This is a genomic window from Mesorhizobium comanense (genome assembly GCF_005503535.1).
Lineage (GTDB): Bacteria > Pseudomonadota > Alphaproteobacteria > Rhizobiales > Rhizobiaceae > Mesorhizobium > Mesorhizobium comanense.
Genome location: NZ_SCNN01000026.1, coordinates 1 through 22,785, shown reverse-complemented (window position 1 = coordinate 22,785; position 22,785 = coordinate 1). Strand labels below are relative to the sequence as shown.

Here is a 22,785-nt window from a genome sequence, read left to right as displayed (position 1 = left end):
GGAGAAATGCCTTTCATGCACTTTGGGGGGATGGGGCTCTTCAGAGATCGGACAGGGCGGCGCGGAAGGCGGCGATGGTGTCTTCGTTGCGCTTGTAGAACACCCACTGGCCGACGCGCCGCGTGGTGACGAGGCCGGCCGAGGCCAGCGTCGCCAGGTGCGCCGAGACACTGGATTGCGCCAGACCGCAGCATTCGAACTGGCTGGCGCAGACACCCATCTCCAGCGGATGCTCCTGCGCGGTGAAGTGCTTTTCAGGCTCCTTCAGCCACGCCAGCACATCGCGCCGAACCGGATGCGCCAGCGCCTTCAATATGATGTCGCGGTCCATTTCTCGCCCTGCATCGATCTCGTCCGATATATAGATCGGATAGAAACGATATGGGAGCAAATCCGTTCCATTATTCCAGCGGATCGGAGCACATTAGCGATGCGCGCTGGTCGACCCCCACTCCGTCTCGGCTTCGCCGAGCCACCTCTCCCCCGATCGACGGGGGAGAGGAAGGGCGCCAGGCCTTTTGCGCTCAACGCTCGTCCAGAAAAGCTCCCTTCCTTTCCCTCCGGAGGGGGGAAAGGTGGCGCTGCGAAGCAGCGACGGATTGGGGGAACCACATCGCAATCAAGCCTCGCCCTGACCAGTCACGCCAGTCACACGTGTGGATCCCCTAGAGCCGCCCCACCGAGGCATGAACCACGTCGAGCACTTCCTTCAGCACCGCCAGCAACTCCTCGATCTGCGCGCGCGTCGAGATGAAGGGCGGGGCGAGCACGATCGAGGCGCCGAGCGGGCGGATGATGAAGCCACGGTCGCGGGCTTCGCGCGCGATGCGCTCGCCGATCCGCAGCGACCCGTCGAAGGACTGCTTGGTCTTCTTGTCGGCGACCATTTCGAGCGCGCCCATCAGGCCGAGGCCGCGCGCCTCGCCGACCATCGGATGGTCGGCCAGCCGACGCAGCCCCGCCTGGAACAGCGCGCCGACCGAGCGGATGTTCTCCAGCACGCCCTCCCGCGTGATGATGCGGATCGCTTCGAGCGATATGGCGCAGCCCACCGGATGGCCGCCGGTGGTGAAGCCGTGCGGAAACTCCTCCCAGGCCTCGCAGGCTGCGGTGGCGCGCTTGTCGATATCGGACGACAGCATCACCGCGCCCATCGGGAAATAGCCCGCCGACATGCTCTTGGACGCCACGACGATGTCGGGCTGCTGGCCCACGGCCAGCGCGCCCCACAATTTGGCGGTGCGGCCAAAGCCGCAGATCACCTCGTCGCCGACCAGCGGGATGCCGTATTTCCTGAGCACCGGCTGGATCGCCGCGAAATAGCCTTCCGGCGGCACGATGACGCCGCCCGCCCCCATGACCGGCTCGGCGAACATGCCGGCGATGGTCTCCGGCTTTTCGGCCAGGATGCGCGCTTCCAGATTGGCGGCCAGACGGGCGCAAAATTCCTCCTCGTCCTCGCCCGGTAGCGCGAAGCGCCAGGCATGCGGGCAATCGAGCGTCACGATCTCCGGCCCGGGCAGGCCGAACGCCTTGACATAGTCCTTGCCGGTCAGCGCCGATGCCATCACGGTCGCGCCATGATAGGCGTTCTTGCGGGTGAGAAGCTTGCGCCGCTGCGGCTGGCCTTCCGCCGCCCACATCAGCCACAGCAGCTTGACCACGGATTCATTGGCCTCCGAGCCCGAATTGGTGAAGAAGGCGCGGCTCATCGGCAGCGGCGCCAGCGCCAGCATCGTTTCGGCCAGTTCCACCGTCGGCTTGGAGTTGCGGCCGAAGAAGGTGTGGTAGCCCGGAAATTCGCGGTATTGCCGCACCGCCACATCGGCCAGCCGTTGCTCGGAGAAGCCGAGCGTCATGTTCCACAGCCCTGAATTGCCCTCGAAGAAGCGCCGGCCCGCCGTGTCGACGATATAGGCGCCGTCGCCCCGGTCGATGACAACAGGCCCGTCCTCGCGCATCGACGGCAGGTCGGTGAACGTGTGAAAGAAGCTCGACGCCTCGCGGCGCTCCCATGATTGTGCGGCGATGTCCATATGATCCTCCCCGAGAGTGCGCCGGCTTGCGGCGCGATGACTTCGTAATGCGTTTTACATATTCAAAGAACTATTTTGAGAGAACACCATCTTGCGCCGTCTGTCAATTCGTGTTCAAAACGCATTCAAGGAAAGCGGGAGATTTCTGACTTTGATGGCACGCGGATCATTCGGCAAGACGCTGATTCATGCCGATCTTTGCTGGAAGAACCGGAAAGGCCGGCAACCGAAGCGGCCCGCTGTACCACGCACCACGAATGCGCTTGAGATATGAAAAGTGCAATTCCGGCGGGTTACGCATCGAATGCCGGCCGCGGGCGCGATGAACAATCACCTGGCCAACGACTTCACCTGGCCAATGACTTTACCTGGCCAATGACTTTACCTGGGAGGAACGACCGTGAACCATGAACTCACCACGCGCTTCGGCATGCCGCTGGCCGGCGGCCATGACTGGCTGCCCGGCGACTTGCGCAAGCCGGCCGCCGGCCGCCTGACCATGGAGGAACTGCGCCAGGCCGTTGCCGAAGGCGCGATCGACACCGTCATCGTCGCCATGACCGACATGCAGGGGCGGCTGATCGGCAAGCGGCTGACGGCGCGCTTCTTCCTGGAGACCGGCGCCGGGCAACAGCTGTTCTGCGACTATTTCCTCGCCACCGACATGGAGATGACGCTGGTGCCGGGCTACGAGGCCGCATCATGGGCGCGCGGCTATGGCGATTTCGCGCTGGTGCCCGACCTCTCGACGCTGCGCGCCATTCCCTGGCTGCCGAGGACGGCGATGCTCCTGGCCGACGTCGCCACGCCCGCCGGCGTGGCGCTCGACCATTCGCCGCGCCAGATGCTGCGCCGCCAGCTCGGGCGGCTGGCCGATCTCGGCCTCGCCGCCGACATGGCGGCGGAACTCGAATTCTATCTGTTCAACGAGACGTTCGAGGAGGCCCGCGCCCACCGCTACGAGGCGCTGAAATTCTCCAGCTGGTATCCGGAGGACGGCCACATCTTCCAGACCAGCAAGGACGAGCCCTATATCAGGGCGATCCGCAACCTGATGGAAGCCGCCGACATTCCGGTCGAGGGTTCGAAGGCCGAATGCAGCCCCGGCCAGCAGGAGATCAACCTGCAATATGCCGAGGCGCTGGAGACCTGCGACCGGCTGGTGCTCTACAAGAACGGCTGCAAGGAGATCGCCCACCAGATAGGCAAGTCCGTCTCCTTCATGGCCAAGCTCGACCAGGGCCTGGCGGGCAATTCCTGCCACATCCACATCTCGCTGCGCGACATCGGCAGCGGCAAGGCCGCGTTTCACGATGCCGGAAGGCCCGGCGGCATGTCGGACACATTCAGGCATTTCCTGGCCGGCGCCATCGCGCACGCGCCGGCGGCGACCTTCTTCTACGCACCCAACGTCAATTCCTACAAACGCTTCAGTGCCGGCACCTTCGCGCCGACGCGGCTCGCCTGGTCGGTCGACAACCGCACCACCGCGTACCGCGTGCTCGGCCAGGGCCGTTCGCTGCGCTTCGAGTGCCGCGTGCCCGGCGCCGACGCCAATCCCTACCTCGCCTTCGCCGCGCTCATCGCCAGCGGCCTGCAGGGCATGGAGGACCGGCTCGAACTCGCCGATGCCTTTGTCGGCGACGCCTACGGCGCCGACGAGGTGCCGCGCATCCCCGGCGCGCTCCACCGCGCGCTCGACCATCTCGAAGCTTCATCCGTCTTCAGGCATGCCTTCGGCGAGGACGTGGTCGCCCACTATCTGCACTGCGGCCGCTGGGAACTGGGCGCCTTCGAAGGCGCGGTCACCGACTGGGAAAAGATCCGTCTGTTCGAGCGGTGTTGAGGGGGGTGGCGGGAGCCGGCTAAGTCAGATGACTCCCGCGTAAGCGCGAAGACGGTTCACGGTCTTCGGCAAGCCCTGCCTTTCCAGCGTGTCCAGATATTCGGCGACACTTCGCGGCGGATTCCTGAGACGCAGACGACATCGCTGCGCAGACACCAGGACAGCAGCGTCATTGATCCCGAACTGGTTGAAGATGAAATCGTCGGGATGGATCAGATCCAGCTGGTATCTGTCGAGGATCGGCTTGGGAAAGTCCTTGAGATTGAATGTGACAATGGCATCGGCCCCCGAAACGATGGCAGCCGCCAGGACATGCCGGTCGTTTTCATCGGGGAGCTTCAGGGCCGGTACGATCTCCTCATAACCCTCGACAAGGCAATCAGGCACGGAACGATCCATCAGGTCTCGCGTCCTGGCTATCTGCTCGGGCTTGAGGTCTGGCCGGTCCTTTGCAAGATTCCTGGTCCACTCCTCGTGGATATCCTGCGTCCATTTGGCTCGATACAGGCCCCCTCCTGCCGCGAGTTCCAACAGCAGGTCTCGCAGCGGAGCCGGATAGAGAACGCAAGCGTCCAGGACCGCGCTGTATGGAGATGTTCTAATAGCCCATCCCCAGTTCCTGGGCCTGCGCCGCCAACTCGTCCATCACCCTCTTCCGGTCGTCCTCCGCTCTGCCCCGGTACGCCGCCAGATCGCTGAACTTGACCCGACGATGCGTGCCGACCAGGCTGAATGGCAGCTTGCCTTCCTCAAGCAGGCGAATGAGATACGGCCTCGACACATTAAGGTAGTCGGCGGCTTCCTGCGTGGTGAGTTCAGCGTGAACCGGGATCACCGTCACCGCGTTGCCTTGGCCCATTTCCGTGAGAAGGCGGTAAAGCAGGTCACCAACACTGTTTGGCAGGCGCAAGGTCTCGTTACCCACCTGCACGCGCAATTCGGCGCCCTCATGCTTGCCGCGCGAAAGCTGGCGGCTGGCCTGTGCGGCCAACTCGGCGTCGTCGGCCGAGGGCGGAAGCGGGCGCTCGACAAGCTTGGCCATTGTCCGTCTCCATCATTGCCCTTGATGCGACATTATCCGCAATATCCGAAATAAACGCAATAATCGAATTGAACGAGCGGCTATGTCACCTTCACGCCAGCCTCGTCCAAGCCTCAGCCTTCCTCGTCGTCCCCGCTCAGCCTGACCTTGCCGCCCCTCACCCGCTCGAGATCCTGCTCCATGTGGACAAAGGTCTCGTCGCGCGAAACCTGGAGGTGGATGCGCATCAGCGCGGCGGCCGTCTGGCGCTCGCCATGGAGCAGCGCGGCGATGATGCCGCGATGCTCGATCATCGACTGGCGCAGCCGCTCCAGCCTGACGAAGCCGAGATATTCGGTGACGCGGCGGATGTTGTTCTGACGCTCGATGGCATCGACCAGGTCGGCCGTCCTGGCGCCCTGCGCCACCAGCCGGTGGAAGCGGGCGTCGAGGTCGAACAGGCGCCGACGGTCCATCGCCTCGAGGTTCTCGATGGCGTGGGCGTGATCGGCGTCGATCGCCTCCAGCGCCGGCGCATCGATGGCGTAGTCGTCGGACAGGATCGCCGCCGGCTCGATGATCTGGCGGAAGCGGTAGCCGTTGGCCAGCGCCTCGGCGCCGACATCGGCGAAGATCCAGCCGCGCCCCGGCGACGGTTCGACCAGATGGTCTCGCGTCAGCCGCCGCAGGGTCGACATCAGCACGCCGTTGGCGACCGCGTATTTCTGCATCAGCGCGCGTTCCGAAATCACCGAGCGCAACTCGCCGATCGCCATGTCGCGCATCACGCGCTCGTCGAGTAGCATCTCCTGCTCGGCCTCGGAGTTCTTCAGCAGCAGCGAGACATCGGCGAGCCGGAAGCCGCGATTCTGCTCGTAGTCGACGGCGCCTTCGGCCTGCAGCTGCTGCAGCGCGCGCCGGACCGGCGTGCGCGAGACGCCGAGCCGGTCCGAAATCTCTGCCTCGTTGATGCGGTCGCCAGGCTCCAGCGCCTCGCCGAGCAATTGCCGCAACTGGTCAAGAATACGGGCCTGAAGCGGTGTTTGCATCGATCCTCCCGCGCAGACTGCGCCACAAATCGCCTTTTATCCCCGCAAAATCGTCCTTGTCCACGACATCGAGGCTTATTGTGCTGTTTCGGTACGAAGCTCTACCGGCTTCACACCACCGCCAGCACCTTGCCCGTGTCGTGCTGGCGCACGAAATCGACGCGCCCGCCATCCCAGTGGTAACTGTAGTGGCGGCCCTGCTTGGGAACCGTGACGGCATCGGGCCAGAAGACGCCGATGCACTGGCCATCAGGCATGCGCACGCTGTTCCACAGCAGCCCGTCGCTGCCGGCGGCGCGCAGCTCCCGCCCCTCCGCCTGCGAGGCGGCATAGTCATCGGGATCGAGCACGCCAGGCACGGCATTGACGTCATCGAGATCGCGATCGACGCTGCCGACCAGCACACGAAAGTCGGCCGTCCAGCCCGGCGCCTCATGGGTGGCGCGCATGAATTTCTGATGGTGGTGGATGGTCTCGGCCAGCGCCACATCCTCGCTGTCGCCGGCATAGTATATGCCGTAGCTGCCGTCGGAAAAGCGGCCGGGCCGCAAGGTCGAGCAATGCACGAAGGGCGCCATCACGAAGCTGGCGCCGGGGCCGGACACACGCCTTGCCGCCGTCACCTTGCCGAGATCGCCGATCTCCAGCCGGATGCGCGGGTTGGTCTTCTCCTCGACCGAGGCCAGCGCCTCCCAGTCGCGCGGATCGGCAATATCCTCGAACAGATCGATCGGCGGATGGATGGAGCGGATGATGCGGAAGGTTTTCGGCCAGTGGACGCGGCGGCGAACCGCGAGCCCGCTCACCATGCACCGCGCTCCGCGTCCAGCCATTCGCGCATAGCGGCAAGATCGGAGATTTCGCCGCGCAGCATCAGATCCAGCGCCGATTGCCCGCCGAAGGTGGCATTGGGCTTGCGGATCCAGGCATAACCACGTGCCGGCTCGGTGAAGAGATAGCGCAACCCCTTGTGAATGCCCATCAGATGCGCCATGCGCGTGCGCAGGTCGCGGTCGATGCGGCCGATGCCGCCCTCCTTCCAGCGCGCCCAGGTGCGTGCCGAGATGCCGCCGAGCAGGATGCAGGCTTCGAGATCGGTCAGGTTCCACGCCTTGAACAGGTTGACCGTGGTGCGCGCCAGGGCGCCCGCCTCTTCATCCGAAATGGCGGACCCGACCGTAGCCGGCGTGGTGACGATGGACTGAAGCTGCATGGTGCTTACCTCTGCTATTGGCAGAGATATAGCATGAATTTGCCAATTGGCAAGGGGATGGAGCATCGACAAACCTGGGTTCCCCGCCCCACTTTCGTCTACGCTATGCACACCTCTTCCGTGACTGGCGTGACTGATCAGCCGAGGCTTGATTGTCACCCCGGGGCTTGATTGCGCTGTGGTTCCCCCAATCCGTCGCTGCTTCGCAGCGCCACCTTTCCCCCTCCGGAGGGAAAGGAAGGGAGCCTCGCCGGACGGGCGTCGAGCTCAAAAAAGCCAAGCGCCTTTCCTCTCCCCCGTCGATCGGGGGAGAGGTGTCGAGCGAAGCTCGACGGAGTGGGGGTCGATCAGCGCCGCGTAACACAATGCATGCGCCAAGTCGCCATGAAGCAGGCTTCGCGCCCCCCCGCCTAGTCCCCCAGCACCTTCGCCTTGCAGGCGGGGCTCAGTTCCTTCAGATGCTTCTTCAGGCACGGGCCGGCCTTGCCGTTTGGAAATTGCGGGCAGAGCCGCTGCCGGTCCTCCTTGCACGGCGAATTGGCGATCGTCGACTTGGCGTTGGCCTCCACGCCAACCGCGAGCACCGTCGCCACCATGGCCGCGAGGCCGAGCATTTTCGCAATTTTCATTCCAGCCACCCCATTGTTCAAGGACGGCCGAACCTGCCCGATGCCGCAGGCGCCAACAACTAGCGGTATCGGGAGGGTGACGCGTTGCGATGACCTGTCAGGGCGCGAGAGATGCGGTCGTCTGCGCCGCCCCTCATTGTCCTGCCGGACATTTCTCCCCGTATAGTGACGGGGAGAAAGACGCCGTCATCGACGGGTTTCGCCAATTATCAACATTGCAAGAAAAGCGCCGAGGGCAATGCAGCTTCCCTCTCCCCGTCACTATACGGGGAGAGGATGCCGGCAGGCAGGTGAGGGGCAGCGCCGGCTTCAGGCCACCGGCCTCCCCGCGCGATCGATGCCTTACTCCGCCGCCTCATAGCCAGCGATGCCCTTGATCTCGAGGAAATCCTCGAGCCCGTACTCGGCATACTCGCGGCCATTGCCCGACTGCTTGTAGCCGCCGAACGGCAGGCCGGCGTCCCAGGTCGGGTAGTTGATGTAGACATTGCCGGAGCGCATGCGCGCCGCCACGTCACGGGCCTTCTGGATGTCCTTGGCCTGGATGTAGGAGGCAAGGCCGTAGACGGTGTCGTTGGCCTGCTCGACGGCCTGTTCGACAGTGTCGTAGGGCAGGATCGCCAGCACCGGCCCGAAGATCTCCTCGCGCGCGATGCGCATGTCGTGGGTGACGTCGGCGAACACGGTCGGCCTGATGTAGTAGCCGCGGTTGAGTTCGGCCGGACGGCCCGTGCCGCCGGCAACCAGCGTGGCGCCTTCGTCGATGCCGCTCTGGATCAGGTCCTGGATCTTGTCGAACTGCACCTGGCTGACGACAGGGCCGAGCTTGGTGTCGGCGCCGTCGGCGGGGCCGACCACGAACTTCTCCGCCGCCGCCTTGGCGTAACCGGCGGCCTCGTCATGACGGTCGCGCGGCACGAACATGCGTGTCGGCGCGTTGCAGGACTGGCCGGAGTTGCCGAAGCAGCCCGCGACGCCCTTGGTGACGGCGGTGGCGAGGTCGACATCCGGGAACAGGATGTTGGCCGACTTGCCGCCCAGTTCCTGATGCACGCGCTTGACCGTGTCGGCGGCGGCCTTGGCCACCAGGATGCCGGCGCGCGTCGAGCCGGTGAACGACATCATGTCGATGTCGGGGTGGCTGGACAGCGCCTGGCCGACGCCCGGGCCGTCGCCGTTGACGAGGTTGAACACGCCCTTCGGCACGCCGGCCTCGTCGATGATCTCGGCGAAGATGATGGCGTCGAGCGGGGCGATTTCCGACGGCTTCAGCACCATCGTGCAGCCGGCCGCGAGCGCGGGGCCGACCTTGCAGGTGATCTGGTTCAGCGGCCAGTTCCAGGGCGTGATCAGGCCGACGACGCCGATCGGCTCCTTGACGATGAGGTGACTGCCCTTGACGTGACGGAACTGGAAATTCTTGAGCGTCTCGACCATTTTGGTCAGATGCGCCAGCCCGATGCCGACCTGGCTGTCGAGCGCCATCTGGCGCGGCGCGCCCATCTCGCGCGACACGGCGAGCGCCAGGTCCTTGGAGCGCTTCTTGTAGACCTCCACGACGCGGTTGAGGATGTCGAGCCGCTCTTCCACGGAGGTGAAGCCGAACGTGTTGAAGGCGCGCTTGGCGGCGACCACCGCCTTGTCGACATCGGCCTTGGAGCCGAGCGAGATCTGCGCGAAGACATCCTCGTTCGACGGATCGACGACATCGAATGTGTTGGGCACAACAGGATCGACCCACGCGCCATCGATATAGAACTGCAGATTGTGTGACATGGTTTTCTCCTTGGGGTGCCGCCAGGCCGTTTTCGGCCGTGATATCGGGCTAGAGATAACGATGCACAATCGGCGCTGTCAAACGCAACCCCCGAAGTGGTTGAGCCAGCACGCGAAGTGATTGAGCCAGCGTGGGCAGTGGTCTCCCGACGGAGGCTGATGCCTCAAAAACCGCCGTCGAGTTCCTTCGCGCCCCCCTCTGCCCTGCCGGGCATCTCCCCCACGAGGGGGGAGATTGGCAGTTCGCGCGATCGGCGCTTCCTTTTCAACGTTGGAGATTGGCGAAAGCCGTGATGACAGCCAATCTCCCCACCTGTGGGGGAGATGTCCGGCAGGACTGAGGGGGGCGCCGTAGAGCGCTACCCCTGTGCACGCTCCCCGGCGACCTCACACCAGCGTATGTCCGGCGTCGCCCAGGTGCCGCCTGGCCGCGGCCTCGTCGGCGGCCTTGACCAGCAGATGATCTCCGTCGAAGGTGGACACCAGGAAGATGCCCAGCCCGTTTTCCGACAGCGGCTGGATGACCGACAACACGATGCCGGTTTCGTCGAAGGCGAAAGGCCCCTGCAATTTGAAGGCGACCCAGTCGCCGTCGTGCTTGACCGAACCTGGAACGCGATCCTGCAGGCACGTGATCGAAAGCTCGTCGTCGGTCCTGGTGATGCTGACGAAGCCCGGCCCGTCCGCCCAGCCGGGAATGCCGTCGCTCGGCCCCAGCCGCGAAACCGCGTACGCCCCGGGCAGTTGCTTCAGTTTGACCGTGGCAGCCATCGTCGTACCCTTGCCTCCGATTGACCGCTATCGCGTCAATCTCTTGCTCATATAGACCGTCATGCCGCCCATGAACGGCTCCTCCCGGTCGATCGTATAACCATGCCGTTTGTACAACAACACATTGGCCTCGAAGGCGCCATTGGTCAGCAGCCGAAGCTCGCGCAGCCCGGCCTCGGCCGCCTTGCGCTCGGCCCGCTCCAGCAACAGCCGCCCGATCCCCCTGCCCTGTACCTGCGGCGCGACGCAGACATTCTCGATCCAGAGATGATCGTCAGCCAGCACGGTTTCGATCATGCCGACTATACGCGCATCCTCGATGGCAAGGTCGAACGGATGCTCGGCCACCGCCTTGTCGTAGTCGGCGCGCATCGGCAGCGGCTCGCGGCCGATTGCCGGCACCCACTTTGCGTAGGCTGATCGCACGATGTCCCGGATCGCGGCGGCGTCAGCGGGCTCGGCCGGCCGAAAGGAGATGGACTTGTCTGTCATTGAAGAAACTCCAGGCATGAAAACCCCGCCGGCTGCTGTCGCGGGCGGGGCTGGAAACGAACGAACCGGATCTATTCTGCCGGGTCTTGTCGTCGCGCGATCAGCTTGCCGCTCCACAGTGGGCGGCGTCGCTGGTTGTCGGTGGGCGCGAGGGCGAACATGACGGCAGGCTGGAGCAGGAAGAGCGGCGCGTCAAGACAGGCCACTGTGGCCAGGTCCGCCAATTGCCGAAGTTGGCGCTGCCCCTCATCGCCCTGCCGGGCACTTCTCCCCGTATAGTGACGGGGAGAAGGGGCTGGCCGCAACCTGGCGCCTACTCTGCAACGCAGGTGATTGGCGAAGCCGGCGATGACAGCGCCCCTCTCCCCGTCACTATACGGGGAGAGGATGCCGGCAGGCAGATGAGGGGCAGCGCCAACGCCTAAACGGACGAGGTCGAAATCTGAAACGATCACCTAGCCCTCAATACTCCTGCGCCGTCGGCCGAAACAATATCTCGTTGATGTCGACATCATCAGGCTGGCTCATGGCGAACACCACCGTCCTGGCGAAGGAATCCGCCGGGATGGCCACCCGGTCGTAGAGCGCCTTCACCCCTTGCGCGACATCGGCCTCGGTCACGCTGTCGGGCAGTTCCGTCGCCACCGCGCCGGGCGAGATGATGGTGGTGCGGATGTTGTAGGGTTTTACTTCCTGCCGCAGCCCTTCCGAGATGATGCGCACCGCGTGCTTGGTGGCGGCATAGACCGCACCGCCCGGCCCCACCTTGTGGCCGGCGACGGAGGACACGTTGATGATGTGGCCGCTCTTCTGCTCCTTCATGTGCGGCAGCGCGGCGGCGATGCCGTAGAGCACGCCCTTGATGTTGACGTCGATCATCCGGTCCCAGTCCTCGATCTTGCCGCGCTCCAGCGGCGAATGCGGCATCAGCCCGGCATTGTTGATGATGACGTCGACGCGGCCATGCGTCTTCGCCGCATGGTCGACGAGGCGCCGGACCTGGCCCGCATCGGTCACGTCGGTCGCGAGCACTGCGTCCTTGCCGAGCGACAATTCGCCGGCCAGCGTCTCCAGCCGGTCGAGGCGGCGTGCGCCCAGCACCAGTTTCGCGCCGTCTTTGGCCAGTAGCCGCGCCGCGGCTTCGCCCAGCCCGCTGCTGGCGCCGGTGATGACGACGACCTTGCCCTTGATGTTCTCGCTCATGATGATCTCCTTTCTGATTTCGCTGCCGTCAAAGCGGCAGCTTGCGTATTCGAATGATCGTTCAGCCGGATATTTCGACCCGGCCAAGCCAGCGTGTGACCTCGGCCAACGTCTCGCGCTCCTGGTCGCACCGTTTGGAAAAGCCTTCCACCAGCCGCCCTCCTGGCGCATGGCCGGCGAGGACATCCAGGCTCTGCCCGACCCCATAGCCGCCATGGGTGATGAACGGCACCAGGGTCTTGCCGGACAGGTCGTGCCGCGACAGGAAGGAGCGGATCACCGCGGGCGCGGTCATGCCCCAGATCGGAAATCCGAGGAACACCGCCCGATAAGGCCCGATGTCGGGCACCGTGGCGGCGAGCGGCGGCTCGAAGCCGGAATCGCGCTGCCGCTGTGCCTCGGCCACCTGTTCCTCATAGTCTTCCGGGTAGGGATCGGCGGTCCGGATCTCGAACAGGTCGGCCCCCAGGGCGCGGCGGATCTGCCGGGCGATGATCCCAGTGTTGCCGGTACGGGTGTAGTAGGCGACCAGGATTTCCGAGCCCCGCCGCGCGCTTGCCGCACCGGCGGGACGCCCCAATCCGGTGCTCAGCGGCGCTGCAAGCGCGGTCATGAGCGCACTTCGCCTTGAGAGCAGGCCCGGCTGACGCATTTCGCTCTCCTCTGTGCCCGCCCCTAGCGATCGATCCGTGCCGCGTGCTGCGGCGAATAGCGCTCTCCCTGCACGGAAATCGCCGAGACGGCGGTTTCGATGGCGGCAAGATCGTCCGGCGTCAGCACGATGGCGGCCGACCCGATATTCTCCTCGAGCCGGTTGAGCTTCGTCGTGCCGGGGATCGGCACGATCCAGGGCTTTTGCGCCAGCAGCCAGGCGAGCGCGACCTGGGCCGGTGTCGCCTTCTTGCGTGCCGCGATCGCCACGATCGCGTCGACCAGCGCCTGGTTGGCCTTGCGGGCGTCCTCGGCGAAGCGCGGCACGCTGTTGCGGAAGTCGCTGCTGTCGAACGTCGTGTTGGCGTCGATGGCGCCGGTCAGAAAACCCTTGCCAAGCGGGCTGAACGGCACGAAGCCGATCCCCAGTTCCTCCAGCACCGACAGGATCGCTTCCTCGGGTTCGCGCCACCATAGCGAATATTCGCTTTGCAGGGCCGCGACCGGCTGCACGGCATGCGCGCGCCTTATGGTGCGCACGCCGGCCTCCGACAGGCCGAAATGCTTCACCTTGCCCTCCAGGATCAGCTCCTTCACCGTGCCCGCCACCTCCTCGATCGGCACGACCGGGTCGACGCGGTGCTGGTAGAGAAGATCGATGCGGTCGGTCCGAAGCCGCTTGAGCGAGGCCTCGACCACGTCGCGTATGTGCTGCGGCCGGCTGTCCATGCCCTCGTGACCGGCGCTGCCGGCGATGTCGATGCCGAATTTGGTGGCGATCACCACCTGGTCGCGGATCGGCTGCAGCGCCTCGCCGACGACTTCCTCGTTGGTGAACGGTCCATAGACCTCGGCTGTATCGAAGAAGGTGATGCCCCTCTCGAACGCCGCCCTGATCAGACGGACAGCATCCGGCGTTGCCATTGGCTGCCCGTAGGATTGGCTGATCCCCATGCAGCCAAGCCCGATGGCCGAGACTTCGAGGCCGCTTGTTCCAAGTGTGCGCGTTTGCATTTCAATTCTCCTTCGGTGTGATCCGCACCGTGGCGGCGCGGGCGCGCGCCGCAATCATCGGTGCGAGATATGGGCTGGCTGCGTATTTCGCCCGGTAGGCGTCATCGATGCGCGCCGCGACGGTTCCCTCGACTGCTTCGAAGGTAACGTCCCGGGTCATGCCGGCAACGGTGATGCGCCCGGCCTTCTGCCTGATCGCGGCCCGATACCAGCGCGACTGCTGGCCGTTGTAGCCGCGCACGTAAAGCGCGCCGCCGGCAACCACCGACCAGATCCACGTCGGCGTGCCCAAGGTCACGCCATCATCGCGCAAAGGCGAGACATGAAGATCGTCGGCTGCCGCGATGCTTTCGAGTTCGTCCCTCGACCAGGGCATTTTCCTATTCCTTGTTCTCGGCGTCGGCCTGTTCGAAGACCTTGCGGGCAATGCCGATCGCCGTGCTGGCGACAGGCCATCCGGCATAGAAGGCGAGATGCGTGATGGCCTCGATGAGTTCGTCGCGGGTGACGCCATTGTCGAGCGCCCGCTTCATGTGGAAGGGCATCTCGTTGATGCGGTAGCCCGAGATCAGGCTGCTGACGGTGACGAGGCTGCGGTCGCGTGGCGACAGGCCTGGCCGCTTCCAGACGTCGCCGAACAACACGTCGTCGGTGTATCTGGCGAGCCCCGGGGCGATGTCGGAGAACGGGTTCCTGTGCGGTACTGGTGCGTCGGTCATGATGATTTCCTTCATTGCCGGACGAGGCCGGCTCTTCGCTCAAGCCTGATATTGTTCGTCGCTGACATGCTCCATCCAGTCGACGACCTTGCCGTCCAGCGCTTCGGCGATGGCGATGTGGCTCATCGCCGTGGTCGGCGCCGCGCCATGCCAGTGCTTCTCGCCGGGCGCGAACCAGACGATGTCGCCGGGTAGGATCTGCTCGACCGGTCCGCCTTCGCGCTGCGCCAGGCCGGCGCCTGAAACAACGATCAGCGTCTGGCCGAGCGGGTGCGTGTGCCAGGCCGTGCGCGCACCGGGCTCGAAGGTCACGGTGGCGCCGCCGACGCGGGCGGGTTCGCCGCCCTTGAAGGGGGCGTCGACGCGCACCGTGCCGGTGAAGTATTCCGCCGCGCCTTTCGCCGAGGGCTGAGAGCCGCTTCGCTTGATATCCATGGTCTTTTCCCTTTTGACGCCGGGCATCGCACGGCCACGGCTCTGAAGACCGCCACTTTGGGCCGTCCGCTGTGATGTCATCTATTTAGGCCCTGCGATTAATCGCGATTAGCTGCTATATCCGGCATGCACTTATGAGAAAGGCTCATCAATGCCGCGCGACAATCTCAACGAACTGACCGCCTTCCTCGCGGTCGCGCGCGAAAGGAGTTTTACCCGGGCGGCAGCGCAACTCGGCGTCTCGCAGTCGGCGCTCAGCCACACCTTGCGCGCGCTGGAGGAGCGGCTGGGTGTGCGGCTGCTCACCCGCACCACGCGCAGCGTGTCGCCGACCGAGGCCGGCGAGCGCCTGGCCCGCAGCATCGGGCCGAGGCTGGACGAGATCGAGGCCGAACTCGCCGCACTCAGCGCGCTGCGCGAGAAGCCCGCAGGCACCATCCGCATCACCGCCGGCGAGCACTCGGCCGACACCGTGCTGTGGCCGGCGATATCAAGGCTGCTGCCGGACTATCCCGACATCCGGGTCGAGATCATCGTCGACTATGGGCTGACCGATATCGTCGCCGAGCGTTACGATGCCGGCGTGCGGCTCGGCGAACAGGTGGCGCGCGACATGATCGCGGTGCGCATCGGCCCCGACATGCGCATGGCGGTGGTGGGCGCTCCGGCCTATTTCGCCGGGCGGCCGAAGCCGCGCACGCCGCAGGACCTGACCGTCCACAACTGCATCAATCTGCGCCTGCCGACCTATGGCGGGCTCTATGCCTGGGAATTCGAGAAAGCCGGACGCGAATTGAAGGTGCGCGTCGAGGGCCAGCTCGTGTTCAACACGGCGGGGCTGCGCATGAACGCCGTGCTCGCCGGCCTCGGCCTTGCCTATCTGCCCGAGGACCAGGTCCGTGAGCCGCTGGCCGACGGCCGGCTGGTGCGGGTACTGGCGGACTGGTGCCCGCCCTTCCCCGGCTACCACCTTTACTACCCCAGCCGCCGCCAGGCGACGCCGGCCTTCTCGTTATTGGTCGATGCGTTGCGGTATCGTGATTAGCGCGACTGGGCCGGAAAGCCCCGCTGACTTTTTCAGGGTGGACTTTCCGCAGGTCAGGATTCCGCATTGCCGCGTCAGAGCCCGAAATATAAGGAATTCAAAATCTAAGTGATGACGGGGGCGTCATGGGTGGGGGTTTCGCCGCGCGGGCAACCGCACGAAGGCTCGGCGCGGTGGTGCTTGCCGTGACTTTGGGCTGGGCATCACCCAGCCTGGCACAGTCATGCGGCGCCGGCGAGACAGCCGAGAGCTTCAGCTTCACAGGCAGCGACCAGACCATCGCCGTCCCCCCACGGGTCCACTCCGCGACCATTCATCTCAGGGGCGCGCAAGGCGGCAACGGCAAGAACGGAACCGATGCCGCCAACCCCGGCCTCGGCGGCACTGGCGGGCATGGCGCCGAGGTCAGCGGCACATTGGCTGTCTCGCCAGGGGATGTCCTGTCGATCGGGGTAGGCGGACGAGGTTCGTTGGCGGTCAATCCAGGCGGCGCTTCCGCCACGCCGGACGGCGGCAATGGCGGCGGCGGCACCGATCTGCGGTTGAACAGCTCTCCGGTCGCCATGGCCGGCGGCGGCGGCGGCGGCGGCAACGCCGGCTCCTATCCGAACAATCCCGTGGCCGGCGGGGCCGGCGGTGACAGCGGCGGCGGCGGATCTTCGGGTGCAGACATTCCGGGCAACGGCCCCTACGGCGGCCAGGGCGGCACACCGGGCGCGGGCGGCGCAGCCGGGGCCGGATGCGGAAGGTTTCCAGGCACCAATGGTTCGTCCAGCGGACAAGGCGGTGCGGCCGTTACTTTTACTTCCTTTGGGTCTTTCCCCGGCGCCGGCAGCGGGGGCGGCGGCGGCGGCGGTTCCATGGTCGGCGGCGGTGGTGGCGGCGCCGGCGTCGGGACGACAAGCTGCTCGGCGAACTGGAATGGCGGCGGCGGCGGCGGCGCGGGCGGAACATCGAGTTCCGGCTCGCTGCAATCGGCTTCCGTCTCGGAAGGCGCCAACTCCGGCGACGGTTCGGCGCTGGTCTGCTTCGGGCCGCCGCTCTACACGATCAGCGGCACCGCCACGGGTCAGACCGGCGCGGTCGACCTGCAATTGACGAGCCCCGCCGGCAACCAGACGGTGAATGTGGCTTCCGGGGCGGCAAGCTTCGCCTTCGCCACCGGGTTGCCCGATGGCGCAAGCTGGAGCGTCGCGGTACAGAGCGAACCAGCCGGACAAATCTGCAAGGTTACGCCCTCATCCGGCACGATCTCGGGCGCCGACGTGACCGATCTGGCGCTGGTCTGCACGACGGTGACGGTGCAGCTTGCGCCAACGGCGCTGCCCGACGGCACTGGCGGTGTCGCCTACAGCCAGACCATAACCGCAAGCAGCACCGACGGCGGAACGGCCCCTTATACGTTCCTGGTCACGTCCGGGACCTTGCCCGCCGGGCTTGTCCTGTCATCGGGCGGCGTGCTTGCGGGCACAACCGTCGCGACGGGGAGCTTCACCTTCACCGTGGAGGCCACGTCCAGCAATGGCTTCAAGGGAAGCCAGGCCTATACGCTCGCCATCGCCGCACCGGCCATCACGGTTGACCCTGCCACGCTGGCCGACGGTGTCGGCTCCAACAGCTATGGGCCGGTGACGGTCTCGGCCACCGGGGGCACGGCGCCCTACACGTATGGGGTTACCGGAGCCCTGCCCGCCGGCGTCACCTTGGTTGGTGATCAGATCTCAGGTACGCCCACCGCGACCGGCACCTTCAATGTCACGGTGACGGCAACAGATGCCCATGGCTTCACCGGCGCGCGCGCCTACACGTTTGCCATCACGGCACCCGGCATCACCGTCGAGCCGGACAGCTTGGCCAACGGCAATCTTTTCGACAGCTACGGCCCGGTCCCGCTGTCGGCCGATGGCGGAACGGCACCCTACACCTACGCGGTCACAGCGGGCGCGCTGCCCAATGGGCTTACCGTGTCCAATGGTCAGATTTCAGGCACTCCGACCCAGTTCGGCACCTTCACCTTCACGGTGACGGCGACGGACCACAACAGCTTTACCGGCGACCGGGATTATACGCTGGTCGTCGACCGCACATTGCCGGAGGCGCAGGATCACACGCTCAGCCTGCTGGCGGGCACCAGCGGAACGGTCGACCTCACGCAGGGCGCTCTGAACGGGCCGTTTACCGACGCCGCCATCGTCTCGCCTCCGGCAAGCGAGGCCGGCGTGGCTTCAATCGTGCACGAAAACAATACCTATGTGCTGCATTTCGCCGCCTCCGCCACCTATGCCGGCACGACCAGCCTGACCTACACGCTGTCGAATTCCGATGGCGTTTCGGAGCCCGCCACGGTCACCATCACCGTGACGGCCCGCCCCGATCCTTCACTCGACCCGGAAGTGGTCGGCCTCGTCCGCGCGCAGACGGAGCAGGCAAGACATTTTGCCGACAACCAGATCCGCAGCTTCGGCCAGCGGCTGGAGCAGTTGCACAATGAAGGCGAGCAGCGCGAGAATTCGATCAATGTCGGCGTGAGCGTCGACGGCGCCTCGAACGGCGACGATTGCGGCCCGCAAGGCAATGGCCAGCGGAAGGGACCGGGCCAGCCTGTTCCTGACGGCGCCTGCGTCCTGCAGAGCACAGACGCCGGCTATGGCATGCCCAGCCAGCTGCCGCGGGGCCAGTTGCCAAGTGGCCAGCCCCCAAGCCAGGTCGATGCAACCGAGGCTTCGAAGACGACGGCTTCGGCCGGCTACCCTTCGACCGGCGGCGGCGCGACGGCATCGATCCCGACAGGGTCCGGTTCGCCCGGCACGGGCAACGGAAGCACCGCCTATCAATCCGGGCCGGCCGCAAACCCGTTCGGAGAACTCGCCTTCTGGAGCGGCGGCTACGTCAATTTCGGCACCAACGACGATGGCGCCATCAAGCTTGACCATACGCTGGTCGGCCTGAGCGCCGGCGCCGACTACCGCTTTTCGCCCACATTCACGGCCGGTCTCGGACTGGGATACGGCCACGACGTCACCGATGTCGGAAGCAATGGAACCGAAAGCCGCGCCCAGGCAATCTCCGTCGCCGCCTATGGCAGCTATCGGCCGACGCCGGGAATCTTCCTCGACGGCCTTGCCGGCTATAGCGCACTCAGCTTCGACAGCCTGCGCTACGTGACCGCCACCGGTGATTTCGCCTCCGGATCGCGCGACGGAAACCAGGTCTTCGCGTCCTTGACGGCGGGGTACGAATTTCGCCGGACAGGCTCGCTGATGTCGCCCTATGGCCGTCTGTCGGGGTCGCATTCCATGCTCGACGGCTTCACCGAGACGGGCGGGGACATCTACAATCTGACCTATGGCGAGCAGACGGTCGACACGCTGTCGGGCACTCTCGGCCTGCGGCTTGAAAACACGGTCCCGACCGACTGGGGCGTGCTCACGCCGCGCGCCCGCTTCGAATACACGCATGACTTTTCCGGCTCCAGCCGCGCCAGCCTCGGCTATGCCGATATCGGCACCATGCCGTACACGCTCGACGCGGATGCCTTCGCGACGGATTACCTGTCCATCGGGCTCGGCGTCGATGCGCGGATCGGCGGCGTTACGTTCGGGCTGAACTATAGCACCGCCGTCGGCACCAGCGGCGCCAGCCAGGACCACACCATCGCCGCCAGGCTCGGCATGAAACTGTAGGCTGTCGGCACCATCCGGCCGGCAGTGCCGCAAAGTCGATGCAATGCCGGGCGCGAAAAGACGAGGAGCGATCCGGCGTTCGCTGGGACAATAAACCGCCCCTGGACGGCGCCGAGGCGTCTTCTATCTTGCTGCGTGATCCATTCCGAACAGCAGCGGAGCCATCGCCGTGACGCAAGCCGACCTCTACCGGGGCTATATCGACTGCCTCAACAATCAGGATTGGCAAAGGCTGCATCGCTTCGTCCATGACGAGGTGCACTACAACGGCGGCCGCGTCGGCCTGTCAGGCTACCGCGAAATGCTGGAGCGCGATTTCCGCGAAATTCCGGATCTCTATTTCGATGTGCAACTGCTGATCTCCGACCCGCCCTTCATCGCCAGCCGCATCCAGTTCCACTGCACGCCAAGGGGGACGTTCTTCGACCTGCCGATCAACGGCAGGAAGGTCTCGTTAAGCGAGAATGTTTTCTATGAGTATCTGGATGACCGGATCAGGAATGTCTGGTCGGTGATCGACAAGGCGGCGATCGAAGCACAGCTGTAGTCTTGGCCTCTTTGCTGCACGACCCGAATGTTTGCGCAGCCCCTCATCGCCCTGCCGGGCACTTCTCCCCGTATAGTGACGGGGAGAAGGACGCTCTCACTACCGATTTCGCCAATCACCGGCGTTGCAAAAGAAGTGGCGGCGCTGCGGTTTGTACGACCCTTGACCTCAATCGTTCGTAAAAATCGATCATTCTAACCAGAACAATTCGTTGGAAAGATTGGTTCAGGAATGGCATTTCCTTGGCGTACTCGCCTGGAGAATTGCATTGTCGTCCTTCACCCACATCACGAACGATATTCCGAAAAGCACGATTTCGGCCGATCTCGCCGCTGGCCGCAAGCGCCTCGATTCGGTGTGGAACGGCGTTGTTCCGGGTGTCGTGCTCGTGGCGATGATCACGGCCGTCGCCTTCTCGGCACACAATGTCTCCGGTTTCGCCCTGTTCAGTCCCATGATCCTGGCCGTGGTGGCCGGCATGATCTATTCCAACGTGCTGGGCACGCCCGCCCATGCCAAGGCCGGCATCGCCTTCTCGCAAAAGCGCCTTTTGCGTTTCGCCATCGTGCTGCTCGGCTTCCAGCTGACGCTCGGCCAGGTCGTCTCGATCGGTGCGAGCGGCGTCGGCATCGTTGCCGCCACGCTCGGCGCCACCTTCCTGTTCACCATTACGCTCGGCCGGCTGATCGGCGTCGACGCCAAGCTGGCGCAGCTGATCGCCGCCGGCACCTCGATCTGCGGCGCCTCGGCGATCGTGGCCACCAACATCGTCACCGACGCGCGCGACGAGGACGTCACCTACGCGGTGGCCTCCATCACCCTGTTCGGCACCGTCGCCATGCTCGGCTTCCCGCTGCTGGCGCCGCTGCTCGGCCTCGACCAGCACGCTTTCGGCCTCTGGGCCGGGGCTTCCATCCATGAGGTGGCGCAGGTCATCGGCGCCGGCTTCCAGAACGGCACCCAGTCCGGCGAGATCGCCACCGTGGCCAAGCTCACCCGCGTCGCCATGCTGGCGCCGATGGTCATCGCGCTCGGCCTGATGGCACGGCGCGGCAGCCGCGGCGACCGCTCCGCCGCCCGCCCGCCAATGCCCTGGTTCGTCGCCGCCTTCGTCGCGGTCGTGGCGTTGAACAGCCTGGTCACCATCCCGGCCGAAGTGAAGTCGGCGATGGCGCTCTCCACCACCATCATGCTGACCATGGGCCTGGCCGCGATGGGCCTGCAGGCCGACATTTCGCAACTGCGCTCGCGCGGCCTGCGCCCGCTGGCGCTCGCCTTCTGCGCCTTCCTGTTCATAGGCTGCTTCAGCCTGATGCTGGTCAAGTTCGTCTGAGTTAGAGCAATTTCAGGAAAAGTGTGAGCGGTTTTCCGTCTGAAATTGCGACAAAACAAAGAGTTACCGCATATCACCGTTTCCGTGAAACGGTGATATGCGGTAAGACCGCGCGCGTTCGGCGCGTTTGGGAATCGAAACGACATCGGCTAGATCTCAGGCCCGCCTGCCGTTTCGCGAGCCCTTCGACCGACCATGCCTTTCGTGCCCCTGCCCTTCGTCGTCGCGCTTTTGCTGTTCATCCTGTTCTGGGTGATGGCGAGACGCCAGGACGGCGCGGCGCTCAATCTTCCTTTCCTGGCCCTGATCCTGCTCGCGGCGCTGCAATCGGTTTTCGCCGGCCTGCGCTGGGGCTACGGCATCGGCGCGGTGGGCTATATCGCGCCTGTGACGGCCGCGATCATGCCCTCGCTGCTTTATGCCGGCGTCGCCAGGCTGGTGCGGACCAGCGATCGCCGATGGCCCGCGCTGCTCGCGCTCCATGCTGCACCAGCCTTCATCGTCGCCGTGCTGATAGTCGCCCGGCGCGATGCGCTCGACACGGCACTGATAGCGATCGATTTCATCTACGCAGCCGCCATCCTCTGGCTGCTTCGCTCCGGTGCCGACGGGCTTCGCCTGGCGCCCTTCGACGGCGCGGTCCCGGCCTACCGCGCCATCATTGCCGCGGCGGTGGCGCTGTGCCTGTCCGGCATGGTCGACATGCTGGTATCCTTCGAGGTGGCATCCGGCCATGCCGAGCGCGCTGCGACGGTGATCGGCATCGCCAACCTTTTCATCCTGGTCATTGTCGGCGTGGGCGCGGCCGCCGCCAGCCAGAGCCATATACCGCCCAACGCGACAGAGCATGCCGAGGCCTCCTCCCGGGTCGACACGCGGGAAGACACCGACACGCTTCGCGGGGTCGACGAAGTGCTGCGGGAGAAAAAGCTCTACCGTGACGCCAATTTGAACCTCAATCGCCTTGCCCGGCGCGCCGGCATACCGGCACGGCAGATTTCGGCTGCGATCAACCGGGCGACAGGCAAGAACGTCTCGCAATATGTCAACGAACACCGCATCGTCGAGGCCTGCCGGCTGCTCGCCGAGACCGGTCAGCCGGTGACCGAGATCATGTTTTCGGCCGGCTTCCAGACCAAGTCGAACTTCAACCGCGAGTTCCGCCGTGTAACCGGCATGACGCCGCTTGCCTGGCGGGAGAAGAATGCCAGGGACGGCCAGCCCTTCGGTGCGCCCGGCAAACCTGTTGACGGAGCGGCCTAAACCCGACAGTCTGCCTGCCGCAAGGGAAACACCGAAATGGGGAGTACCGTGAGCAAGAC

Annotated in this window: 23 protein-coding genes; 6 read left to right on the top strand and 17 right to left on the bottom strand. The window is 65.2% G+C overall.

What is annotated here, in order from left to right; all coding sequences use genetic code 11:
* Nucleotides 1–40: 40 nt before the first annotated feature.
* Together FFS37_RS29805 and FFS37_RS29800 are read right to left on the bottom strand one after the other, a co-directional pair.
* Nucleotides 41–331 carry an ArsR/SmtB family transcription factor gene (locus FFS37_RS29805; RefSeq protein WP_137934544.1) on the bottom strand — a complete coding sequence of 97 codons (291 nt, stop codon included), beginning with the start codon at nucleotides 329–331 and terminating at the stop codon, nucleotides 41–43.
* Between the two features lie 334 nt (nucleotides 332–665).
* Nucleotides 666–2,036 carry an aminotransferase gene (locus FFS37_RS29800; protein WP_137934543.1) on the bottom strand — a complete coding sequence of 457 codons (1,371 nt, stop codon included), beginning with the start codon at nucleotides 2,034–2,036 and terminating at the stop codon, nucleotides 666–668.
* A 499-nt stretch (nucleotides 2,037–2,535) separates the two neighbouring features.
* Between FFS37_RS29800 and FFS37_RS29795 the strand changes: the two genes are divergently transcribed.
* Nucleotides 2,536–3,882 carry a glutamine synthetase family protein gene (locus tag FFS37_RS29795; RefSeq protein WP_232375819.1) on the top strand — a complete coding sequence of 449 codons (1,347 nt, stop codon included), beginning with the start codon at nucleotides 2,536–2,538 and terminating at the stop codon, nucleotides 3,880–3,882.
* Nucleotides 3,883–3,906: 24 nt separating this feature from the next.
* Here the strand turns inward: FFS37_RS29795 and FFS37_RS29790 are convergent, their stop codons facing one another.
* The 15 genes from FFS37_RS29790 to FFS37_RS29705 form a co-directional block, all read right to left on the bottom strand.
* Nucleotides 3,907–4,458, bottom strand: a complete 552-nt coding sequence (locus tag FFS37_RS29790) for a PIN domain-containing protein (RefSeq protein WP_269750959.1) — start codon at nucleotides 4,456–4,458, stop codon at nucleotides 3,907–3,909.
* 22 nt (nucleotides 4,459–4,480) lie between these two features.
* Nucleotides 4,481–4,924, bottom strand: a complete 444-nt coding sequence (locus tag FFS37_RS29785; protein ID WP_137934541.1) for a helix-turn-helix domain-containing protein — start codon at nucleotides 4,922–4,924, stop codon at nucleotides 4,481–4,483.
* A gap of 113 nt (nucleotides 4,925–5,037) precedes the next feature.
* Entirely contained in the window at nucleotides 5,038–5,952 is a 915-nt protein-coding gene (locus FFS37_RS29780; RefSeq protein WP_137934540.1) for a GntR family transcriptional regulator, read from the bottom strand.
* A gap of 110 nt (nucleotides 5,953–6,062) precedes the next feature.
* The gene (locus FFS37_RS29775) at nucleotides 6,063–6,761 is read right to left on the bottom strand and encodes an RES family NAD+ phosphorylase (protein ID WP_137934539.1); all 699 of its coding nucleotides are present in this window, start codon (nucleotides 6,759–6,761) and stop codon (nucleotides 6,063–6,065) included.
* Nucleotides 6,755–7,165, bottom strand: a complete 411-nt coding sequence (locus FFS37_RS29770) for an MbcA/ParS/Xre antitoxin family protein (protein ID WP_137934538.1) — start codon at nucleotides 7,163–7,165, stop codon at nucleotides 6,755–6,757. Before FFS37_RS29770 ends, FFS37_RS29775 begins: the two co-directional genes overlap by 7 nt.
* A gap of 410 nt (nucleotides 7,166–7,575) precedes the next feature.
* Nucleotides 7,576–7,794 (bottom strand): hypothetical protein, encoded by a 219-nt coding sequence (locus FFS37_RS29765; RefSeq protein ID WP_137934537.1) that lies wholly within the window; start codon nucleotides 7,792–7,794, stop codon nucleotides 7,576–7,578.
* A gap of 342 nt (nucleotides 7,795–8,136) precedes the next feature.
* Nucleotides 8,137–9,570 (bottom strand): aldehyde dehydrogenase family protein, encoded by a 1,434-nt coding sequence (locus FFS37_RS29755; RefSeq protein ID WP_137934536.1) that lies wholly within the window; start codon nucleotides 9,568–9,570, stop codon nucleotides 8,137–8,139.
* A 387-nt stretch (nucleotides 9,571–9,957) separates the two neighbouring features.
* On the bottom strand, nucleotides 9,958–10,341 hold the full coding sequence (locus tag FFS37_RS29745) for an ACT domain-containing protein (protein ID WP_137934535.1): 384 nt from the start codon (nucleotides 10,339–10,341) through the stop codon (nucleotides 9,958–9,960).
* A 27-nt stretch (nucleotides 10,342–10,368) separates the two neighbouring features.
* Nucleotides 10,369–10,833, bottom strand: coding sequence for a GNAT family N-acetyltransferase (locus tag FFS37_RS29740; protein WP_137934534.1), 465 nt, complete (start codon nucleotides 10,831–10,833; stop codon nucleotides 10,369–10,371).
* A 462-nt stretch (nucleotides 10,834–11,295) separates the two neighbouring features.
* Nucleotides 11,296–12,036 carry an SDR family oxidoreductase gene (locus tag FFS37_RS29730; protein ID WP_137934533.1) on the bottom strand — a complete coding sequence of 247 codons (741 nt, stop codon included), beginning with the start codon at nucleotides 12,034–12,036 and terminating at the stop codon, nucleotides 11,296–11,298.
* 61 nt (nucleotides 12,037–12,097) lie between these two features.
* Nucleotides 12,098–12,649, bottom strand: coding sequence for a flavodoxin (locus FFS37_RS29725; RefSeq protein WP_137934532.1), 552 nt, complete (start codon nucleotides 12,647–12,649; stop codon nucleotides 12,098–12,100).
* Between the two features lie 62 nt (nucleotides 12,650–12,711).
* Nucleotides 12,712–13,701 (bottom strand): aldo/keto reductase, encoded by a 990-nt coding sequence (locus FFS37_RS29720; RefSeq protein WP_137934531.1) that lies wholly within the window; start codon nucleotides 13,699–13,701, stop codon nucleotides 12,712–12,714.
* Nucleotide 13,702: 1 nt separating this feature from the next.
* On the bottom strand, nucleotides 13,703–14,077 hold the full coding sequence (locus FFS37_RS29715) for a DUF2255 family protein (RefSeq protein WP_137934530.1): 375 nt from the start codon (nucleotides 14,075–14,077) through the stop codon (nucleotides 13,703–13,705).
* Nucleotides 14,078–14,081: 4 nt separating this feature from the next.
* Nucleotides 14,082–14,420 (bottom strand): carboxymuconolactone decarboxylase family protein, encoded by a 339-nt coding sequence (locus FFS37_RS29710; RefSeq protein WP_137934529.1) that lies wholly within the window; start codon nucleotides 14,418–14,420, stop codon nucleotides 14,082–14,084.
* A 39-nt stretch (nucleotides 14,421–14,459) separates the two neighbouring features.
* Complete coding sequence (locus FFS37_RS29705; RefSeq protein ID WP_137934528.1) at nucleotides 14,460–14,855, bottom strand: (R)-mandelonitrile lyase; 396 nt, start codon at nucleotides 14,853–14,855, stop codon at nucleotides 14,460–14,462.
* Nucleotides 14,856–15,006: 151 nt separating this feature from the next.
* On the opposite strand from FFS37_RS29705, the gene FFS37_RS29700 reads away from it, so the two are divergent.
* From FFS37_RS29700 to FFS37_RS29675, 5 genes are all read left to right on the top strand, one after another.
* On the top strand, nucleotides 15,007–15,900 hold the full coding sequence (locus tag FFS37_RS29700) for a LysR family transcriptional regulator (RefSeq protein WP_137934527.1): 894 nt from the start codon (nucleotides 15,007–15,009) through the stop codon (nucleotides 15,898–15,900).
* A 125-nt stretch (nucleotides 15,901–16,025) separates the two neighbouring features.
* A complete protein-coding gene (locus FFS37_RS29695) occupies nucleotides 16,026–19,583 on the top strand; it encodes an autotransporter outer membrane beta-barrel domain-containing protein (protein WP_137934526.1) in 3,558 nt (1,185 codons plus the stop codon).
* Nucleotides 19,584–19,752: 169 nt separating this feature from the next.
* Nucleotides 19,753–20,130, top strand: coding sequence for an ester cyclase (locus FFS37_RS29690; RefSeq protein WP_137934525.1), 378 nt, complete (start codon nucleotides 19,753–19,755; stop codon nucleotides 20,128–20,130).
* A 268-nt stretch (nucleotides 20,131–20,398) separates the two neighbouring features.
* Nucleotides 20,399–21,463 carry a YeiH family protein gene (locus tag FFS37_RS29680; protein ID WP_137934523.1) on the top strand — a complete coding sequence of 355 codons (1,065 nt, stop codon included), beginning with the start codon at nucleotides 20,399–20,401 and terminating at the stop codon, nucleotides 21,461–21,463.
* A 195-nt stretch (nucleotides 21,464–21,658) separates the two neighbouring features.
* The gene (locus tag FFS37_RS29675; protein ID WP_137934522.1) at nucleotides 21,659–22,726 is read left to right on the top strand and encodes a helix-turn-helix domain-containing protein; all 1,068 of its coding nucleotides are present in this window, start codon (nucleotides 21,659–21,661) and stop codon (nucleotides 22,724–22,726) included.
* The last annotated feature ends 59 nt before the right edge of the window (nucleotides 22,727–22,785 follow it).

Coding starts and splice junctions, on each gene's coding strand:
- FFS37_RS29745 (WP_137934535.1), bottom strand. CDS start 10,341: ATGGCTGCCACGGTCAAACTGAAGCAACTGCCCGGGGCGTACGCGGTT.
- FFS37_RS29800 (WP_137934543.1), bottom strand. CDS start 2,036: ATGGACATCGCCGCACAATCATGGGAGCGCCGCGAGGCGTCGAGCTTC.
- FFS37_RS29705 (WP_137934528.1), bottom strand. CDS start 14,855: ATGGATATCAAGCGAAGCGGCTCTCAGCCCTCGGCGAAAGGCGCGGCG.
- FFS37_RS29715 (WP_137934530.1), bottom strand. CDS start 14,077: ATGCCCTGGTCGAGGGACGAACTCGAAAGCATCGCGGCAGCCGACGAT.
- FFS37_RS29785 (WP_137934541.1), bottom strand. CDS start 4,924: ATGGCCAAGCTTGTCGAGCGCCCGCTTCCGCCCTCGGCCGACGACGCC.
- FFS37_RS29720 (WP_137934531.1), bottom strand. CDS start 13,701: ATGCAAACGCGCACACTTGGAACAAGCGGCCTCGAAGTCTCGGCCATC.
- FFS37_RS29795 (WP_232375819.1), top strand. CDS start 2,536: ATGGAGGAACTGCGCCAGGCCGTTGCCGAAGGCGCGATCGACACCGTC.
- FFS37_RS29730 (WP_137934533.1), bottom strand. CDS start 12,036: ATGAGCGAGAACATCAAGGGCAAGGTCGTCGTCATCACCGGCGCCAGC.
- FFS37_RS29780 (WP_137934540.1), bottom strand. CDS start 5,952: ATGCAAACACCGCTTCAGGCCCGTATTCTTGACCAGTTGCGGCAATTG.
- FFS37_RS29740 (WP_137934534.1), bottom strand. CDS start 10,833: ATGACAGACAAGTCCATCTCCTTTCGGCCGGCCGAGCCCGCTGACGCC.
- FFS37_RS29775 (WP_137934539.1), bottom strand. CDS start 6,761: ATGGTGAGCGGGCTCGCGGTTCGCCGCCGCGTCCACTGGCCGAAAACC.
- FFS37_RS29675 (WP_137934522.1), top strand. CDS start 21,659: ATGCCTTTCGTGCCCCTGCCCTTCGTCGTCGCGCTTTTGCTGTTCATC.
- FFS37_RS29710 (WP_137934529.1), bottom strand. CDS start 14,420: ATGACCGACGCACCAGTACCGCACAGGAACCCGTTCTCCGACATCGCC.
- FFS37_RS29695 (WP_137934526.1), top strand. CDS start 16,026: ATGGGTGGGGGTTTCGCCGCGCGGGCAACCGCACGAAGGCTCGGCGCG.
- FFS37_RS29725 (WP_137934532.1), bottom strand. CDS start 12,649: ATGACCGCGCTTGCAGCGCCGCTGAGCACCGGATTGGGGCGTCCCGCC.
- FFS37_RS29805 (WP_137934544.1), bottom strand. CDS start 331: ATGGACCGCGACATCATATTGAAGGCGCTGGCGCATCCGGTTCGGCGC.
- FFS37_RS29755 (WP_137934536.1), bottom strand. CDS start 9,570: ATGTCACACAATCTGCAGTTCTATATCGATGGCGCGTGGGTCGATCCT.
- FFS37_RS29765 (WP_137934537.1), bottom strand. CDS start 7,794: ATGAAAATTGCGAAAATGCTCGGCCTCGCGGCCATGGTGGCGACGGTG.
- FFS37_RS29700 (WP_137934527.1), top strand. CDS start 15,007: ATGCCGCGCGACAATCTCAACGAACTGACCGCCTTCCTCGCGGTCGCG.
- FFS37_RS29770 (WP_137934538.1), bottom strand. CDS start 7,165: ATGCAGCTTCAGTCCATCGTCACCACGCCGGCTACGGTCGGGTCCGCC.